This is a genomic window from Streptomyces sp. NBC_01723 (assembly GCF_036246005.1).
In the GTDB taxonomy this organism is placed as follows: domain Bacteria; phylum Actinomycetota; class Actinomycetes; order Streptomycetales; family Streptomycetaceae; genus Streptomyces.
Genome location: NZ_CP109171.1, coordinates 2,354,163 through 2,372,238 on the forward strand (window position 1 = coordinate 2,354,163; position 18,076 = coordinate 2,372,238).

15 protein-coding genes and 1 pseudogene are annotated in these 18,076 nt (G+C 73.0%); 12 read left to right on the forward strand and 4 right to left on the reverse strand.

Annotated features, from left to right (window positions below):
- The first annotated feature begins 154 nt into the window (after window positions 1-154).
- Genes OIE75_RS11040 through OIE75_RS11060 form a run of 5 tightly spaced genes read left to right on the forward strand, consistent with a single transcriptional unit; the run spans window position 155 to window position 5,786 of the window.
- Window positions 155-1,393: a prenyltransferase/squalene oxidase repeat-containing protein gene (locus tag OIE75_RS11040; RefSeq protein WP_329470561.1), complete on the forward strand. Its 1,239-nt coding sequence runs from the start codon at window positions 155-157 to the stop codon at window positions 1,391-1,393.
- Window positions 1,390-2,046, forward strand: a complete 657-nt coding sequence (locus OIE75_RS11045) for an SCO2322 family protein (RefSeq protein WP_329470563.1) — start codon at window positions 1,390-1,392, stop codon at window positions 2,044-2,046. The genes OIE75_RS11040 and OIE75_RS11045 overlap by 4 nt, the downstream gene beginning before the upstream one ends.
- Window positions 2,036-3,238, forward strand: a complete 1,203-nt coding sequence (locus OIE75_RS11050; protein WP_329470565.1) for an energy-coupling factor transporter transmembrane component T — start codon at window positions 2,036-2,038, stop codon at window positions 3,236-3,238. Before OIE75_RS11045 ends, OIE75_RS11050 begins: the two co-directional genes overlap by 11 nt.
- Window positions 3,235-4,932, forward strand: coding sequence for an ABC transporter ATP-binding protein (locus OIE75_RS11055; protein ID WP_329470567.1), 1,698 nt, complete (start codon window positions 3,235-3,237; stop codon window positions 4,930-4,932). The genes OIE75_RS11050 and OIE75_RS11055 overlap by 4 nt, the downstream gene beginning before the upstream one ends.
- Window positions 4,929-5,786: an ECF transporter S component gene (locus OIE75_RS11060; protein WP_329470569.1), complete on the forward strand. Its 858-nt coding sequence runs from the start codon at window positions 4,929-4,931 to the stop codon at window positions 5,784-5,786. Before OIE75_RS11055 ends, OIE75_RS11060 begins: the two co-directional genes overlap by 4 nt.
- Window positions 5,787-5,978: 192 nt before the next feature.
- On the opposite strand, the gene OIE75_RS11065 is transcribed toward OIE75_RS11060, so the two are convergent.
- Window positions 5,979-6,110 (reverse strand): hypothetical protein, encoded by a 132-nt coding sequence (locus tag OIE75_RS11065; RefSeq protein ID WP_307011703.1) that lies wholly within the window; start codon window positions 6,108-6,110, stop codon window positions 5,979-5,981.
- Window positions 6,111-6,113: 3 nt separating this feature from the next.
- On the opposite strand from OIE75_RS11065, the gene OIE75_RS11070 reads away from it, so the two are divergent.
- Window positions 6,114-6,770, forward strand: a complete 657-nt coding sequence (locus OIE75_RS11070) for a M15 family metallopeptidase (RefSeq protein ID WP_329470570.1) — start codon at window positions 6,114-6,116, stop codon at window positions 6,768-6,770.
- Between the two features lie 10 nt (window positions 6,771-6,780).
- On the opposite strand, the gene OIE75_RS11075 is transcribed toward OIE75_RS11070, so the two are convergent.
- Window positions 6,781-7,773 (reverse strand): GlxA family transcriptional regulator, encoded by a 993-nt coding sequence (locus OIE75_RS11075; RefSeq protein ID WP_307011707.1) that lies wholly within the window; start codon window positions 7,771-7,773, stop codon window positions 6,781-6,783.
- A 137-nt stretch (window positions 7,774-7,910) separates the two neighbouring features.
- Between OIE75_RS11075 and OIE75_RS11080 the strand changes: the two genes are divergently transcribed.
- Complete coding sequence (locus OIE75_RS11080; RefSeq protein WP_307011708.1) at window positions 7,911-8,501, forward strand: cysteine hydrolase family protein; 591 nt, start codon at window positions 7,911-7,913, stop codon at window positions 8,499-8,501.
- A gap of 12 nt (window positions 8,502-8,513) precedes the next feature.
- Here the strand turns inward: OIE75_RS11080 and OIE75_RS11085 are convergent, their stop codons facing one another.
- Entirely contained in the window at window positions 8,514-9,983 is a 1,470-nt protein-coding gene (locus OIE75_RS11085) for an MFS transporter (RefSeq protein ID WP_329470572.1), read from the reverse strand.
- Window positions 9,984-10,086: 103 nt separating this feature from the next.
- Here OIE75_RS11085 and OIE75_RS11090 point away from each other — a divergent pair, with 103 nt between their 5' ends.
- The 3 genes and pseudogenes from OIE75_RS11090 (at window position 10,087) to OIE75_RS11100 (ending at window position 13,082) form a co-directional block, all read left to right on the forward strand.
- Window positions 10,087-10,941 (forward strand): helix-turn-helix transcriptional regulator, encoded by an 855-nt coding sequence (locus OIE75_RS11090; RefSeq protein ID WP_329470573.1) that lies wholly within the window; start codon window positions 10,087-10,089, stop codon window positions 10,939-10,941.
- Between the two features lie 240 nt (window positions 10,942-11,181).
- Window positions 11,182-11,337, forward strand: a pseudogene (locus tag OIE75_RS11095) (hypothetical protein); the annotation flags it as partial.
- 89 nt (window positions 11,338-11,426) lie between these two features.
- A complete protein-coding gene (locus OIE75_RS11100) occupies window positions 11,427-13,082 on the forward strand; it encodes a hypothetical protein (RefSeq protein WP_307011712.1) in 1,656 nt (551 codons plus the stop codon).
- Here the strand turns inward: OIE75_RS11100 and OIE75_RS11105 are convergent.
- Complete coding sequence (locus OIE75_RS11105) at window positions 13,036-15,135, reverse strand: bifunctional glycosyltransferase 87/phosphatase PAP2 family protein (protein ID WP_329470575.1); 2,100 nt, start codon at window positions 15,133-15,135, stop codon at window positions 13,036-13,038. The two genes, OIE75_RS11100 and OIE75_RS11105, sit on opposite strands and share 47 nt — an antisense overlap.
- A 410-nt stretch (window positions 15,136-15,545) precedes the next feature.
- On the opposite strand from OIE75_RS11105, the gene proP reads away from it, so the two are divergent.
- Entirely contained in the window at window positions 15,546-16,946 is a 1,401-nt protein-coding gene (proP, locus tag OIE75_RS11110; RefSeq protein WP_329470578.1) for a glycine betaine/L-proline transporter ProP, read from the forward strand.
- Between the two features lie 442 nt (window positions 16,947-17,388).
- The gene (locus OIE75_RS11115; RefSeq protein WP_329470580.1) at window positions 17,389-18,060 is read left to right on the forward strand and encodes an O-methyltransferase; all 672 of its coding nucleotides are present in this window, start codon (window positions 17,389-17,391) and stop codon (window positions 18,058-18,060) included.
- Window positions 18,061-18,076: the final 16 nt, after the last annotated feature.

Sequence of the window (18,076 nt, forward strand, 5' to 3'; positions counted from 1 at the left end):
CCGCGGACGGTCAGCCGGAATGCCCCGCGCGGACGTGACCGGCTCACGTGCCCGGCGCCCGCCGGAGCACGGGCACCGTCGAGGCATACGGGGCCGAGCCGCCGGGGGTGCCCCGTGCTGCCCGGTCCCGCACAGGGAAAGGCACCCGCCGATCATGAACGTCCGCCGTCGAGGCAGCGCCGCGGTCCTGGCCGCCGCAGCAGTGATCGGCGCCGCCGCCGCGCCCGCGGTCGCCGCCGACCCCTCACCGTCCGCCTCCGCGTCCAAGCCGGCGGCCCTGTTCGGCACCGGCGACCCCCAGTTCGACGGCGTCTGGCGCCAGTCCTTCGCGCTGCTCGCGCAGGACACCGCGGGCGTGATCCCGTCGCCGAAGGCCGTGGAGTGGCTCACCGGCCAGCAGTGCGCGAACGGCTCCTTCGCCCCGTACCGCGCCGACCCCGCCAAGGCGTGCGACGCCAAGACCATGGTCGACACCAACCAGACCGCCGCCGCGGTCCAGGCACTGTGGGCCGTCGGCGGACACGGTGACGTCGTCGAGGACGCCCTCGACTGGCTGAAGTCCGTGCAGAACAAGGACGGCGGCTGGGGCTACTCCCCCGGCGGACCCAGCGACGCGAACTCCACCTCCCTCGTCATCGGCGCCCTGACCGCCACGGACACCGACCCCACGAAGGTCACCAAGGGCGGCAAGTCCCCGTACGACGCCCTGCTGACGTTCGCCCTCCCCTGCGCCAAGGACGACGGCGCCTTCGCCTTCCAGCCCGACAAGGACGGCAAGCTGCTCCCCAACGCCGACGCCACTGCCGCGGGCGTCCTCGGCTCGCTCGGCAAGGGCCTGGTCACCGGGCCCGGTAAGAAGGCGGCCGCCGCCACCTGCGCCGACGAGCCCGACCGTGCGCAGGCCGCCGCGAACGGCGCGGCGTACCTCGCCGGCGCCGTCGCCGAGGACGGCCACCTCAAGTCCGCCCTCGGCGGCTCCCCCGACCAGCCCGACTACGGCAACACCGCCGACGCGGTCGTCGCGCTCGCCGCGCAGGACGGCGCGGACAAGGCGGCCGAGCCGCTGGCCTGGCTGGAGAAGAACGCCGCGAAGTGGGCGGAGGAGAGCGGCCCGTCCGCCTACGCCCAGCTGATCTTCGCCGCCCACGCCACGGGCACCGATCCGCGCGACTTCGGCGGCACGGACCTGGTGGAGGGGCTCAACGCGACGGGGCCGGCCCCCCAGGGAGCGAAGGCCGGCGACTCCGCCACGGCGAGCGACCAGGCCGCGGACGAGAACGAGAACAACGACGACTCCGGCTTCGGCGTCTGGTGGTTCGTCGGCGTCTGCCTGGTCTTCGGCATCGGCATCGGCTTCCTGCTCAGCGGCCGCAACAAGAAGCGGCAGCCGTGACCCGCCGCGTCGTCCTCCTCTTCCTGGCCGCGTTCCTGCTGATCGGGAGCGCGGGCCAGGCGCAGGCCGCCGGGTACCGCTACTGGTCCTTCTGGGACCGCGACGGCGACCAGTGGGTCTACGCCACCCAGGGCCCGTCCCTCACCCGTCCCTCGGACGGCGACGTCCAGGGCTTCCGCTTCGCGGTGAGCGCGAACTCGGACGACGCGGCCAAGCCGCGCGGCGCCGCGGAGTTCGCGTCGATCTGCGCGAAGACCCCGGCCGAGGACGGCAGCAAGCGGGTCGCCCTCGTCCTCGACTTCGGTACGGCGGCCGACGCGCCGTCCGGCGATACCCCGCCGGCCCGGCGCACGGCCTGCGCGCAGGTCGCTCCGGACGCCACGACGGCCGACGCCCTGGCCGACGTCGCGGGCCCGCTCCGCTACAACACCAGCGCGCTGCTGTGCGCGATCGGCGGCTACCCGAAGGCGGGCTGCGGCGAGCAGGTCTCGCAGGAGGCCGACCCGACGGCCACCGAGCCGCCGGACCAGCGGACCGCCCAGGACGACGACACCGACGGCCCGTCCGTCGGCCTGATCGCGGGCATCGCGGTGGTGGCGGTCCTGGCCGGAGCAACAGCCTGGCAGGCGAGGCGGCGCAGGAATGCCCCGTAACGGGCAACCCGCCGAGCCGTCCGCGGGCAGTCGTGCCGCTGGGGCGGCGACCGTCCCGCAGAGAGGCGGCACCCCGCAAGCGCGGTCCAGCGCACCCACCCCCCGCCACCAGCGCACCGCCCCCCTCCACCCCGGCGCCTGGTGGCTCTGGGCGTTGGCCCTCGGTACGGCCGCCACCCGCACCACCAACCCCCTCCTCCTCGCCCTCCTCATCGCCGTCTCCGCCTACGTCGTGATCTCCCGCCGCCCCCACGCCCCCTGGTCCCGTTCCTACGGCGCCTTCGTCAAGCTCGCCCTGGCCGTCCTCGTCATCCGCCTCCTCTTCACCACGGTCCTCGGCTCCCCCATCCCCGGCACCCACACCCTCGTCACGCTCCCCGAAGTCCCCCTCCCCGACTGGGCGCAGGGCATCCGCCTGGGCGGCCGGGTCACCGCCGAGGGCCTCGCCTTCGCCCTGTACGACGCGATGAAGCTCGCCACGCTCCTCATCTGCGTCGGTGCCGCGAACGCCCTCGCCAACCCCTCCCGCCTCCTCAAGTCCCTCCCCGGCGCCCTGTACGAGATGGGCGTCGCCGTCGTCGTCGCCCTCACCTTCGCGCCGAACCTCATCGCCGACGTCCAGCGCCTGCGCGCCGCCCGCCGCCTCCGGGGCCGCCCCGACAACGGGGTACGCGGCCTGCTCCAGGTCGGACTCCCGGTACTGGAGGGCGCCCTGGAGCGCTCCGTCGCCCTCGCCGCCGCGATGGACGCCCGCGGCTACGGCCGTACCGCCCGGGTCCCCACCGCCGTCCGCCGTACCACCGCCGCCCTCACCCTGGGCGGCCTGCTCGGCGTCTGCGCGGGAACGTACGGGCTGCTGACCGCCGCGGGCGGCACGTACGGCATCCCCGTCCTCGTCGTCGGCCTCGCCGCCGCGCTCGCGGGCCTGTGGCTCGGCGGACGCCGCACGGTCCGCACCCGCTACCGCCCGGACCGCTGGGACGCCCGCGCCTGGCTGGTGACCGGCTCCGGCGTGGCGGTCGCGGCGGCGCTGTTCCTCGCCGCCGCCCGCGACCCGGCGGCGCTGCACCCGGGCGTGGTCCCGCTGGTCGCGCCGTCGCTCCCGCTGTGGCCGGCCGCCGCGATCCTCGTCGGCCTGCTCCCGGCGTTCATCACCCCCGCACCCGAGACCGCCGCGAAGGAGCCGTCGTGATCCGCTTCGAGAACGTGTCGGTCACGTACGACGGAACGAACCGACCAGCCGTCCAGGGAGTGGACTTCGAGGTCCCGGAGGGCGAACTGGTCCTCCTCGCGGGCCCGTCCGGCGTCGGCAAGTCCACCGTCCTCGGCGCGGTCGGCGGCCTCGTCCCGCACTTCACCGGCGGCACGCTGCGCGGACGGGTCACCGTGGCCGGCCGCGACACCCGCACCCACAAGCCGCGTGAACTGGCCGACGTGGTCGGCACGGTGGGCCAGGACCCGCTCTCCCACTTCGTGACGGACACCGTCGAGGACGAGCTGGCCTACGGCATGGAGTCGCTGGGCCTGGCCCCCGACGTGATGCGCCGCCGGGTCGAGGAGACCCTCGACCTCCTGGGCCTCTCCGACCTCCGCGCCCGGCCCATCGCCACGCTCTCCGGCGGCCAGCAGCAGCGGGTCGCCATCGGCTCGGTACTCACCCCGCATCCCGACGTGCTGGTCCTGGACGAGCCGACGTCCGCTCTGGACCCCGCCGCCGCCGAGGAGGTCCTGGCCGTCCTCCAGCGCCTCGTGCACGACCTCGGTACGACGGTCCTGATGGCCGAGCACCGCCTGGAGCGGGTCATCCAGTACGCCGACCAGGTCGTGCTGCTCCCCGCCCCGGGTGCCGCGCCGGTGCTCGGCGCCCCCGCGGACGTGATGGCCGTGTCCCCGGTGTATCCGCCGGTGGTGGGTCTCGGCAGGCTGGCCGGCTGGTCCCCGCTGCCGCTGACGATCCGCGACGCCCGCCGCCGCGCGGCCCCGCTGCGGGAACGGCTCGCCGACCGCCGGATCCCGGAGCACACTCCGCCGGCGGCCGTCCTGCCCGCACCGCCCGCCCTCGGCGCCGCCCCCCGTCGCCGGCGACTCCTCGGCGCCAAGGCCCCGCAGCCGACCGCCGCCCCGCCCGCGGCCCCGTACGCCGCCGAGGTCCGCTCCCTCGCCGTGCGCCGCGACCGCGTCCAGGCCCTGCGCCACGTCGACCTGACCGTCTCCCCCGGCGAGACCGTCGCCCTGATGGGCCGCAACGGCGCGGGCAAGTCGACGCTCCTCTCGGCGCTCGTCGGCCTCGTCGCACCGTCCTCCGGCACGGTCCGGGCGGGCGACGCCGTGCCGCACCGCACGGCCCCCCGCGACCTCGTACGCCGCGTCGGCCTGGTCCCCCAGGAGCCGCGGGACCTGCTGTACGCCGACACGGTCGCCGGCGAGTGCGCGGCCGCCGACCGGGACGCGGACGCGGCGCCCGGCACCTGCCGCGCCCTGCTGACCGAACTGCTCCCCGGCGTCACGGACGACGCCCACCCCCGCGACCTCTCGGAGGGACAGCGCCTCACCCTCGCGCTGTCCGTGGTCCTGACGGCCCGCCCTCCCCTCCTCCTGCTGGACGAGCCGACGCGCGGCCTGGACTACGCGGCGAAGGCCCGGCTGGCCGGCATCCTGCGCGGCCTGGCGGCCGAGGGGCACGCGATCGTGCTGGCCACGCACGACGTGGAGCTGGCCGCCGAGCTGGCCCACCGGGTGGTGCTGCTCGCCGAGGGCGAGGTGATCGCCGACGGCCCGGCGGCGGACGTGGTGGTGGCCTCCCCGTCCTTCGCGCCGCAGGTGGCGAAGGTGCTGGCGCCGCGCAAGTGGCTCACGGTCGCGCAGGTACGGGAGGCCCTGGCATGACCGGGCCCCCTGTCACTCCTCCCGACCGCCAGGCCCGCGCCGTCCGCCTGGGCCCGCGCTCGGTCACCGCACTGATCCTGGTCAGCGCGGTGGGCGTGGCCGGATTCGGCTGGCCCTTCCTGGCCCCGCCGGACGCCTCCCTCAACGCGCACGCCCAGGACGCGCCGTGGCTGTTCGCGGGCCTGCTGGTGCTGCTGGTGGCCGTGGTGGCGGCGACGATCTCGGAGTCGGGCCTGGGCCCGAAGGCCGTGGCGATGCTCGGCGTCCTGGCGGCGGCGGGCGCGGCCCTGCGCCCCATCGGCGCGGGGACGGCGGGCCTGGAACCGATGTTCTTCCTCATGGTCCTCAGCGGCCGGGTCCTCGGCCCCGGCTTCGGCTTCGTCCTCGGCTCGGTCACGATGTTCGCGTCCGCGCTGCTCACCGGCGGGGTGGGGCCGTGGATGCCGTTCCAGATGCTGGCGATGGGCTGGTTCACGATGGGCGCGGGCCTGCTGCCCGGCCCCGACCGCCTGCGCGGCCGGGCGGAGCTGCTCATGCTGGCCGCCTACGGCTTCCTGGCCGCCTTCGCCTACGGCACGGTGATGAACCTGGCGGGCTGGACCTTCATGAACACCCTCGCCTCGAACATCGCCTTCGACCCGGACGCGTCGGTCGCCTCCAACCTGGCCCGCTTCCTCGCCTACTGCCTGGCCACGTCGCTGGGCTGGGACGGCGGCCGCGCGGCGATGACGGTCGTCCTGACCCTCACCCTGGGCGCCCCGATCCTCAGAGCCCTGCGCCGCGCCACCCGCAGAGCGGCCTTCGAGGCCCCGATCACCTTCGAAGACCCCGAGAAGGCGAACGGCCCCACGTAAAGGGTGACGCCTGGACCTCAGCGGTTGAGATCCAGTTCCCGAGAAGCTCCCGCTCCGCATCCAGGACGCACGGGGCCGGCACCCACAAGCGGGTCTCCGTCTCGTAGTAGGCCCGGTGGATCAGCGCGGACACCTGCCGATTACCCGACAGCGCCACCAGCGTGGGCGTGTCGAGGACCAGGTGGTGAAGGATCACGCGGCGTCATCCTGCTGCCGGGCGAACGCCTCCCGGAGCCTGCGCCCCATGACCGCGCTCTCCTCGTCCCCCACCTCTGCGTCCGCGGTCGAGCTGACCGACAGGCAACCGAGTTGCGAGACGATCACGCCATGACCGAGATCGTTCTGATGTCCGACCCGAGGATAGCCGCCGTGTCGGTACAGGAGTGCGGCGAACCGCTCGTGGATGTGCGGCGGGGTGGCGCTCTGCTGGTCGACCGGCGCGAGTGGCAGGACTCCGCGGGCGTCTGCTTCCACCTGCGGGAGGGGGTGCTCACCCGGCTCCTCGAAGCCCAGGCACAGCTCCCGCCGGGACTGCAACTGCTCTTCGTCGAGGGGTACCGTCCGCCCGCCCTCCAACGTCGCTACTTCGACGAGTACGCGTCCCGGCTCCGCACCGAACACCCGCAGTGGTCCCCTGACCAGCTCCGCTCGGCGGCCAGCCGCTACGTCTCCCCGCCCGAGACAGCACCCCACAGCGCGGGCGCGGCCGTCGACCTGACGCTCGCGGACGCCGAGGGCCGCGAACTGGACCTGGGTACGCGGATGAACGCGACCCCGGAGGAGAGCGCGGGCGCCTGTTACACGCACGCCGGCAACATCAGCGCCGAGGCCCGCTCCCACCGCACCCTTCTCGGCACCGCACTCACCACCGCCGGCCTGGTCAACTATCCGACGGAGTGGTGGCACTGGTCGTACGGGGACCGCTACTGGGCCTTGGCGGCAGGAGCGGAACACGCGCACTACGGGCCCAGGGAACTCTGCTGATCGGCGTCACTCAGCCGAGCCCCGTCCGGAACCTGCGCCGGTACTCCGTCGGGGTCGTGTCGAGTCGGCGGCGGAAGGCTCTGATCAGGGTGTCGACGGTGCCGAAGCCGCAGGTGGTGGCGAGGCGGTCCAGGGTGGCGTCGGTGGATTCGAGCTGGTGGCGGGCCGCCTCGACGCGGGCGGACTCGATGTAGGCGTGCGGGGTCGTGCCGAGTTCGGTCTTGAAGATGCGGGTGAGCTGGCGGTCGCTGACGTGGAGGCGGGCGGCGAGGTCGGCGACGGTGAGCGGTTCGGCGAGGTTGCGCATGATGTGGTGGCGCAGCTCCTCGACGCGCCGGGTCGTGGAGACCTGCTCCAGCGGGACGCTGAACTGGCTCTGCCCGCTCGGCCGCTTCAGGTACATCACCAACTGCCGGGCCACGCGCAGCGCCACCGCCTCGCCGAGGTCGTCGGCGACCAGGGCGAGGGACAGGTCGAGGCAGGAGCTGATGCCCGCGCCGGTCCACACGTCGCCCTCGCGGACGAAGATCGGGTCGGCGTCGACCTCGACCGCCGGGTGGTCGTCCGCGAGTTGCCGCGCGGTCGACCAGTGCGTCGTGGCCCGCTTGCCGTCGAGGAGTCCGGCGGCCGCGAGGATGTGGGCTCCGACGCAGACCGACGTGACCCGCCGGGTCCGTTCCGCGAGCCTCCTCACCCACTCGACCACCGCCGGGTCGGTGAGCGCCCGGACCCTGCGTCGGTCGTCGATCTCGACCGCGCCGGGCACGATCAGGGTGTCGATACGCCGCGTGGACATCGCCTCGAAAGTGGCGTCGGGCAGGACGCGGACCCCTGCGGCGGTGGTGACCGGGTCCGTGGTCCCGGCGGCGAGGACCACCTCGTACCCCGCCGCGTCCTCCGTCTCGCGCCGCGCGAGGGAGAACACCTCCGGCGGTCCGGTGACGTCCAGCAGGTCGACGCCCTCGAAGAGGACGACGACGATCAGTCGTCCTACGGAGTTCACGGTGCCTCCCGCGGATCACACGCCATGTCGGTATCTGCAGGTTAGACGACATTGCCGACATGACGTGACCGGCCATAGCGTCACAGGCACAGGTCGACCAGGCACCCCGTCCCGACCACCGACCCCAGGGAGTTCCCATGCCCAGAACCACGCTGCGCCGACTCAGCGGGCTCGACGACACCCCCGCCAGGCTCGCCGACTCCACGCTGGTCCTCGTCGACTACCAGAACACCTACACGACCGGCGTGATGGAACTCGACGGCTGGCAGGACGCGCTCGACGCCGGCGCCCGGCTGCTGGCCCGCGCCCGGCGGGAAGGCGCCAAGGTCATCCACGTCGTCCACGACGGCGGCGAGGGCACCCCGTACGACATCCGGGCCGAGATCGGGCAGATCCACCCGAGCGTCGCGCCGGCCGACGGCGAACCCGTCGTCACCAAGAAGGCGCCGGACTCCTTCTTCGGCACGGACCTCGGCGAGCACGTCGACGCGGCCGGCCACAACGACCTCGTCGTCATCGGCTTCATGACGCACATGTGCGTGGCCTTCACCGCCCAGGGCGCCTTCCTGCGCGGCCACCGTCCCACGGTGGTCGCCGACGCCTGCGCCACCCGCGCCCTGCCAGTCGCGGACACCGAACTCGACGCCCGTCAGGTGCACCACAGCGCCCTCGCCACCATCACCGACATGTACGGGGTCGTCGTACCGTCGCAGGAGTCCCTGACCTAGCCAGGACCTGTCCTAGCGCCGGGGCAGGACAAGCGCGCACAGGGCGAACGCGATGGCGCAGGCCGCCTGGACGAGCATGCAGATCGCCAGCGCGGTCGTGTAGTCCTGACCTGCCGGGGCGGTCGAGCCGGACAGGGCCGCACCGAGCAGGCCGCCGGCGACGGCGACGCCGAGGCCCATGGCGGCTTGCTGGGTGGTCTGCAGCGTGCCCGACGCCGCTCCCGCCATCGTCGGCGGGACCTCCGCGATCATCGCTCCGACGAGCGGCCCGAACATGAAGGCCTGCCCGACCCCGACCCCGACGAGCAGAGCGCCGAACGTCCACGAGTCCAGGCCCGAGCCCTGGACGAACACGGACCCGGCCGTGCCGCTCAGCAGCGCGGCCTGAATGATTCCGCCGATGACCAGGAGCCTGCGGAACCCGAAGCGGGGCGCGAGCTTCCCCGACCAGACCGACACGGTGAGGAAGCACAGGGAGAACGGCAGCAGCACGAGGGCCGCGTGCATGGGCGACCAGCCGAGCCCGGTCTGTGTGGAGATCGCGTAGAGGAACGTGAACGCACCGAACGCCGACTGGAGCAGCAGCGCCATCACCAGCCCGATCCGGTACGGCCTGAGCCGGAACAGCGGCGGCGGCACGAGCGGCACGCGGTCGCCGCGGTGCAGCCGCAGCTGCCACCGCCAGAACGCCGCGAAGAGCACCGGCGTCGCCCCCAGCAGTGCCCAGCACCAGACCGGCCAGCCCAGGGCGTCGCCCTGGGAGACCGGCAGCATGAGCGCCAGCAGGGCGAGCCCGAGCAGGGCGGTCCCGGTCAGGTCGAGCGATCGGTGACCGGGCGCCCGGGTGTCGGGCAGCCACCGCAGCGCCGCGCCGAACGCCGGCACGCCCATGACCACGCTCATCACGAAGACCATGCGCCAGGGAGCGCCGGGCAGCGGGGCGGACAGCAGCACGCCGCCGAGGACCTGACCGATCGCCGTGGCACCGCCCGCGGTCGCACCGAACAGCGCCACGGCACGGGCGCGCTCGGACCCCTGGGTCGACGCCGTGATCGTCGCCAGCACCTGCGGGACCATGGCCGCCGCGGAGATCCCGGTGAGGGCCCGCGCGACGATCAGCACGGTGATGTTCGGGGCCAGCGCCGCACCCAGGGAGAACAGGGTGAAGCCGGCCATGCCGGCCAGGAAGAGCAGGCGTCGCCCGTACAGATCTCCGAGCCTGCCGCCCAGGACCATCGGGACGGCGAACCCCAGCGCGTACACCGACACCACCAGAGACTGCTCGGCGGCAGTGGCCCCCAGGGACGCGCCGATGTCGGGTACGGCGATGCCCGCGGCGGAGAAGCTGACCACCGACAGCAGCAGCGCCGACAGCGTGGTCAGGAGCCGGCCCGTCCCCAGCCCGGGAGGCGGCGGGCCCGATGGCGCCTGGGCAGGCGGTGGCGCGGCGCGGTCGTTCTTCGGTGCGGAGGATGTCGTCATGACCTCGACCCTGAAGGGCTGCTCATCCTGGCACCAGGAGCCTGTTTATGGGGGTACTGACCAGCACCTGGATGCCAGGTTCTCCGTAGGGCAGGCTGATGACATGACAGCGTCCAGGCCCGCCGCGATCCGGCGCGAGCTGGGTGACTTCCTCCGCAGCCGTCGCGAGCGCGTGACCCCGCAGCAGGCGGGCCTCCCGTCCACCGGGCGACGGCGGACGCCCGGTCTGCGGCGTGAGGAGGTCGCCGTCCTCGCCGGGGTCGGCGTCACCTGGTACACCTGGCTCGAACAGGGCCGGCCGATCAACGTCAGCACCCAGGTCCTCCGGGCGGTCGCCCGCGTCCTGCAGCTCGACGACACCGAGCAACGGCACCTGTACCGGCTCGCCGGATCGAGCCTGCCGAAGGACGGGCCCGCCGAAGGCGATCCGGGGCTCACCGCGGCGTTCCAACCCGTCCTGGACAAGCTCGACCCGTTCCCCGCGTGCCTGCAGACGCCGCTGTTCGACGTGGTGGCGTACAACCGCGCCTACCGGTTCCTCTTCACCGACATGGACCTCATCCCGCCCGCTGAGCGCAACTGCGCGGTGCAGTTCTTCACCGACCCGGACTGGCGCAGCCGCTATGTCGACGGCGACCTGGTCGCCGCCCGGATGGTGGCGAGGATGCGCGCCGAGATCGGCACCGAACTCGGGGCCGCTGCCGCCGCCGGCGTCGTCGACGACCTCCGGGAGCGATCGGAGGAGTTCGCCCGGCTGTGGGCCCGGCACGACGTGCTGCCCCAGCAGTACGAGACGAAGCGCCTCGACACCCCTCTCGTCGGGCAGCTCCAGCTGAACTTCGTCTCCACCCATGTCCCGGACACCGGACACCGGATGACGGTGATGACGCCGGCCGACGAGGACACCGCCCGGCGCCTGACCCGGATGGCAGACCTGTCACCTACCCGGCCGCGGTGAGATCCCGGAGCGCTTGAAGCAGTTGCGCCCGTTGCGCCTCGTCGAGCGGTGCGAAGAGGTCCCGCAGGACACCGCCCGTCAACCGCCGGCCGTCCGCGAGTGCCGCCTGGCACCACCCGGAGCGCGGTTACGCCGATCCGGCCCAAGCGATCCGGCGTTGCTCGACCGGCTCGACACGGTGGACGTCCCGACACTCGACTCTGACGGGGCCTCCAGTGGCGTAGGTCCAGCTACAGCAGCGACCAGGGTGGCAACTGTGTCGAAGCAGCGGAGACCGCCCTTCCACCGTCGCCGTCCGCGATTCCAAGACCCCCGCGGGCCCGATCTCCTCACCCTCGCCCCCGCCACGTTCGCCACCTTCGTCGGCTGGGCCTCCGCCACTTCCGCATGATCTGACCGGTCCCGGTCAACGTTTCTGTTCGAATTACCGTCTTCACACGTGCACCAGCCGTGCACCCCGATGACGCCGAACGGAAATCTCGACCGTGGTCCCTGCCGAACTCACCGTCCCCAGGCCCGATCGGCGTCAGGAGAGACGCGCGAGCGATGCCCTGCGTGCCTTCGGGCACCGGCATCGCGTGCCGCTGCTCGCCACACTGCCCACCATCCCGCTGTACGCGGTGTGGTGGGTGTTTCTCGCCACGGGCGGGGGCGACCTCGCCGCCCAGCAGGCATGGGCGGACTTCGCGTCGCGGCACGGGGGTTCGGCGTACGGGCTGTTCTGGTACGGCGGGATGCACTCCGCCAACTACAGCGTCATCTCGCCGTACTTGATGGCCCTGCTCGGGGTGCGCACGGTCACCCTGGTCGCCGGCCTGGCCGCCTCCTGGCTGACGGCCGTGCTGATCGTGCGGGGCGGGGTGCGCCGGCCGCTCGGGCCCGCGCTGCTCGCGTCGCTCGCGCTGTGGTGCAACGTCGCCTCCGGCCGGACCACCTTCGCGCTCGGCGTCGCCTTCGCCGTGGCCGCCTGCGTGCCGCTGGTCCGGGAGCGGAGGCCGTACCTCGCCGCCGGGTACGCGGCGCTGGCCACCCTGGCCTCGCCGGTGGCCGGGCTGTTCCTCGCCGTGGTGGGAGCCGGGTACCTGATGGTGCGGGACTGGGGGCGCGCTCTCGCGCTCCTCATACCCCCGGCCGCCGTCGTCGGGCTGACGACGCTGCTGTTCCCCTTCAGCGGGGAGCAGCCGATGCCGGCGGGACGCATATGGCCGCCGGTCGTGCTCGGCCTCGCCGTCACCCTGCTGGCGCCGCGTACCTGGCGGGTCGCCCGGTGGGGCGGGGCCGTCTACGCGATCGGCACCGTACTGACGTACCTCGTCGCCTCGCCCGTCGGGACGAACGTCGAACGGTTCGCGGAACTGTTCGCTCCCGCCGTGCTGTGCGCGGCCCTGCTCCACGTCCCGCCGCCGCCCGTGACCGCCCGGCTGCGGCGCTTCGCGCGCGGGCTGCTCGCCGTCGCGCTCGTCTTCTCGGTCGGCTGGGTGGGCAAGAAGACCGCCGACGACCTGCGGGAGTACACCGTGGTGCCCGCCTGGGCGGCCGAGACGGACGGGGTCGTGCGGGCGCTGGAAGGGCTGGGCGCCGACCGTACGCGGGTGGAGGTGGTGCCCGCCCGCGACCACCGCGAGGCCGCCCGGCTCGCCCCGCACGTCAATCTGGCCCGGGGCTGGAACCGGCAGCTCGACGTGGAGCGCGCCCGCCTCTTCTACGACGGCAGCTTCTCCGCGGCCACCTACCGGTCCTGGCTGGACCACTGGGCGGTCGGTTTCGTCGTCCTCCCCCTCGGCAAGCCGGACGGCCCGGCCAGGGCCGAGGCGGCACTGGTGCGCGACCCGGACCTGCGGCCCGACTGGCTGGAGCCGGTCTGGCAGGACCCCCACTGGAGGGTCTACCGGGTGCGGGACGCCGTACCGCTCGTCTCCACCCCCGGCACCGTCGTGACCAGCACCGGCGTCGACCTCGTACTGCGCGTGGACCGGCCCGGCGCGGTGACCGTGCGGGTCGCCTGGTCGCCGTGGCTGCGGTCCGACGGCGGCTGCCTCGCGCGGGACGGCGACTTCACCCGGCTGACCGTCGAGGCGCCGGGTGAGTACCGGCTCAGCTCCCGGTACGGTCCTTCGCCGGGCTCGGCGGATCGCTGCTGACGCCTTCCGAAGTGGCCCGGGACTCGGGCGTGTTCGCGGTGACCGCCGCCGCCGTGAGGGTCCTGGCCCGCGGGCCCTGGAACAGGTACGTCAGGCCGAAGCCCGCGGCGACCACGGCCGCGCCGCCCACCGCGTCCAGGAGCCAGTGGTTGCCGGTCGCCACGATGGCCGAGGCGGTGAAGAGGGGGTGGAGCAGGCCCAGCGCCTTCATCCACATCCTCGGCGCGATGATCGCGATCACCACGCCGCACCAGAGCGACCAGCCGAAGTGCAGCGACGGCATCGCCGCGTACTGGTTGGTGAGGTGCGTCAGGGTGCCGTAGTCCGGCTTCGTGAAGTCCTGCACGCCGTGCACCGTGTCGATGATGCCGAGCCCCGGCATCAGCCGCGGCGGGGCCAGCGGGTACAGCCAGAAGCCGACCAGGGCCAGCAGGGTGGCGAAGCCCAGGGAGGCGCGGGCCCAGCGGTAGTCGACCGGACGGCGCCAGTACAGGACGCCCAGGACCGCCAGCGGCACGACGAAGTGGAACGACGTGTAGTAGAAGTCGAAGAAGTCCCGCAGCCAGCCGACCTTCACCACCGCGTGGTTGACGGCGTGCTCGATGTCGATGTGCAGGAAGCGCTCGATGTCGAGGATCTGCCACCCGTGTTCCTCGGCGCGGGCCCGGCCCGCCGAGTTGCTGCCGCCGGTCGCCGCGAGGCGGACCTGGGAGTAGGCGGCGTACGTGACCCGGATGAGGAGAAGCTCCAGGAGCAGGTTCGGGCGGGTGAGGACCCGGCGCAGGAACGGAAGCAGGGGGACGTGCTTGAAGCGGGTCGGGACGGCCGGGGCGTGGCTCGTCGGGACCGGCGTGTCGAAGTACGGCGACGTGCGGGGCAGGAAGGGCACGGCGACGGCGGCGGCCAGCGCCGCGAGCAGGACGACGTTGTCGCGCAGCGGGTAGAGCGCCGCCATGTTCGGCAGCATCATCTTCGCGGGCAGCGTCATGACCAGGACGACGGCGACCGGCCACACGTACCGGTCGGAGGCGCGCCTGCCGACCCGGCCGACCAGGGCGGGCAGCACCCACAGCAGCTGGTGCTGCCAGGTGGCCGGGGAGACCACGACGGCCGCGCAGCCGGTCACGGCGACCGCGAGCAGCAGCTGGCCGTCGCGGGCGTAGCGCACGGCGCGGCGCAGGGCGAGACCGGCGACGGCCGCGCCGAGGACGAGGAAGAGGACGATCTCCAGCGGGCCGGAGAGCCCGAGCCGCAGCAGGGCGCCGTGGAGTGACTGGTTGGCGAGGTCGTCGGCCTCGCCGCCCAGACCCACGCCGGCCATGTGGTGCACCCAGTAGGTGTACGAGTCCTGCGCCATGGCCGCCCAGGCGACGGCGGTGCAGGCGACGAACGTGAGCCCCGTGGACAGGGCGGCGCGTCTGCGGTCGGTGAACCACAGCAGGGGGACGAAGAGCAGAACGGTCGGCTGGAAGGCCGCGGCGACGCCGATGAGGACGCCGCCGATCCGGTCACCGTGCGCGCCGCGTACCGCGAAGCAGCCGACCAGGACGAGCAGCACCGGGATGATGCTGGTCTGGCCGAGCCACAGCGCGTTGCGCACCGGCAGGGACAGCATCAGCAGGCTGACGGCCACCGGCGCCGCCAGCAGCGCCGTACGGCGGCCGACCGGCTGCGGCAGGGCGCGGGCGGCGACCAGGCCGAGGGCCACGACCAGCAGAAGCGAGCCGAAGGTCCAGCCCCAGCCGAGGGCCTGTTCGGCGGCGCGGGTGAAGGGCTTGAGGACGAGGCCCACGAAAGGGGTGCCGGTGAACTGCGTGGATTCGTACAGCGACCCCTTCACATGCAGGACGCCGTGCTCACCCACCCAGGTCTCCAGGTCCGTCAGGCGTTCGCCGCGCGGGGTGCCGAGCACCGCGGCCAGCTGTCGTGCGGCGAGGACGGCGGCGATCAGCCACAGGCCCAGGCGCGCGGCGCGCAGCCTTGCTCTGGTCGCGTCGGCGGCCGACGCTCCGAAGGACTCCGCCGGTCGCCCACTGTGCTCCGCATTCGCCACGCCTCGTCGGCCTCCCGCCCCGTAGAACCGCCCGTACCGCGCTCGTGTACGCAGTGTGTCTTTCCTGCGAACCCTATGAGGCTCGCACCACCCCCGGGAGAAGACGCAGGCAGCCCCCGCTCAACCTGACCGCCGTCCGCGTTTCGTTCCGCGTTTTCCGGGACGTTTTTCGCGAGAAGGATCACAGGTCACGGCGTGCACGGTGGTCCGCGGCGCGCGGACGTCCCTGCATGTACGCCGTTTTGGTGCACAGTGCAACGAAAAGCATACCGGGCGTAAGCGGCGGATCAGCGCCTATGGTCGCTTTTCCGCCCGTGGCCGAGTGCCGCGGGCCCTTTCCGGCCCGGCGACAGCGCCGCCGTGCGGGTCGTGGCGTCCCTGTCCCCGTCGAAAGGTAGGCGAGCGAAGTCTTGTCGGCCGCCCACGTCGCCACCGCGTCGTCCCCCTCGGTCTCCTCGTCCGCGTCTGCGTCGCCTTCCGGCACCGAGCCCACTGTCACCGATCCCGCGCTGGTCAGGCGTGCCGTCAAGGCGGCGGCGCTGGGCAACGCGATGGAGTGGTTCGACTTCGGTGTCTACAGCTACATCGCCGTGACGCTCGGCAAGGTGTTCTTCCCCTCGGGCAACCCGACGGCACAGCTCCTGTCCACCTTCGGTGCCTTCGCGGCCGCCTTCCTGGTCCGGCCGCTCGGCGGCATGGTCTTCGGGCCGCTCGGGGACCGGGTGGGGCGGCAGAAGGTGCTCGCCCTGACGATGATCCTCATGGCGGCGGGTACGTTCGCGATCGGGCTGATCCCGTCGTACGCGACGATCGGCGTGTGGGCGCCGGTGCTGTTGCTGGCCGCGCGGCTGGTGCAGGGGTTCTCGACCGGGGGTGAGTACGCGGGCGCGTCCACCTTCATCGCGGAGTACGCCCCGGACAAGCGGCGCGGGTTCCTCGGGAGCTGGCTGGAGTTCGGCACGCTGGCCGGATACATCGGCGGTGCGGGTCTGGTGACCCTCATGACGGCGCTGCTGTCGGACGGCGACCTCACGTCCTGGGGGTGGCGGATCCCGTTCCTGATCGCCGGGCCGATGGGCATCGTCGGGCTGTATCTGCGGATGCGGCTGGAGGAGACGCCGGCGTTCGCGGCCGAGGTGGCGAAGGCGGAGAGGAAGCGGCCGAAGGTGCCGCTGCGCGAGATGGTCACCGGGCAGTGGCGGGCGCTGCTGCTCTGCGTCGGCCTGGTGCTGGTCTTCAACGTCACCGACTACATGCTGCTGTCGTACATGCCGAGCTATCTGACGAGCGAGCTGAAGTACGACGAGACGCACGGACTGCTCGTGGTGCTGGCCGTGATGGCGCTGATGATGGTCGTCCAGCCGTTCGCGGGCGCGCTGACCGACCGGGTCGGACGGCGGCCGGTGATCGCCGCGGGCTGCGCCGGGTTCCTGCTCCTGTCCGTCCCGGCGCTGCTGCTGATCCGCGAGGGCAGCCTGCTGGCCGTGGCGCTGGGGATGGCCGCGCTGGGGCTGCTGCTGGTGTGCTTCACGGCTTCGATGCCGTCCGCGCTGCCGGCGCTGTTCCCGACGCGGGTGCGGTACGGGTCGCTGTCGATCGGCTTCAACATCTCCGTGTCCCTCTTCGGCGGGACCACGCCACTGGTGGTGACGGCGCTGATCGGGGCCACGGGCGACATGATGATGCCCGCGTACTACATGATGGCGGCGGCCGTGATCGGTGGCGTCGCGGTGTGGTTCATGTCGGAGTCGGCGGGGCGGCCGTTGCCGGGATCGGCACCGGCGGTCGCACCGGCGGCTGACGGCCGCTGACGCCTGCGGCCCCCGTGCGGATTCGGCGGTACACGTGGCGCTTCGGGTTCAGTGGCGGGCCGGGGCCGTGGGCGGCTTTCCCGCCGTCGCGCGTGGCTTCAGGAATCGCGTACCTGGGGAATGTCCGTTCCGCGAGCAGTGCCGCCAGTTCGTTCTCGCGCCCCGTGAACGCCGCCGCCGTCGGCGGAAGCGCGTCCTCTACGTGAGGCATGGGTCCGTAATGGTGGTGATGCTCCACCTTCTTCCCGACCCACCTCGCCCCGGAACGCACCGTGGCTGAAGTCGATCCCGTCCCCGCCGTACGTGTCCCCGCTCACCCGGCTCATCCTGCCCCGGCGCGGGGAACACGCCCACGAAAACGCCCGGCACACCACCGCCCCACGGCATATCTTCGTCAGCGCATCTACTTAGGAAGACTAACGACGCACACGAGAGGCCCGTCATGAGCGAGTCGCAGCTCTGGGAAGACGTCGACGCCTACTTCATCAGCCATCTCACCCCCGACGACCCCGCGCTGGAGGCCGCCCTGCGGGAGAGCGAGGCCGCCCGGCTGCCGCCGGTGAACGTCACCGCCACCCAGGGCAAACTCCTCCAGCTCCTCGCCCAGCTCCAGGGCGCCCGCACCATCCTGGAGATCGGCACCCTCGGCGGCTACAGCACCATCTGGATGGCCCGCGCCCTGCCCGCCGACGGCCGCCTCGTCACGCTGGAGTACAGCGCCCGGCACGCCGAGGTCGCCACCCGCAACCTCGCCCGGGCCGGTCTCGACGCCCTCGTCGACGTACGCGTGGGCCCCGCGCTGGAGTCGCTGCCGAAGCTCGCCGACGAGAATCCCGCCCCCTTCGACCTGGTCTTCATCGACGCCGACAAGGGCAACAACCCGCACTACCTGGAGTGGGCCCTCAAGCTCACCAGCACCGGCAGCCTCATCGTCATCGACAACGTGGTCCGCGAAGGGCGGGTCGCCGACCCCGACGACACCGCCGACGACGTACGTGGCACCCGCGCCGCCATCGAACTGATCGGCGCCCACCCCAGGCTCAGCGGCACCGCGATCCAGACCGTCGGCGGCAAGGGCTACGACGGCTTCGCACTGGCACGCGTGCTGGCCTGAACGACCGCTTCCGGTC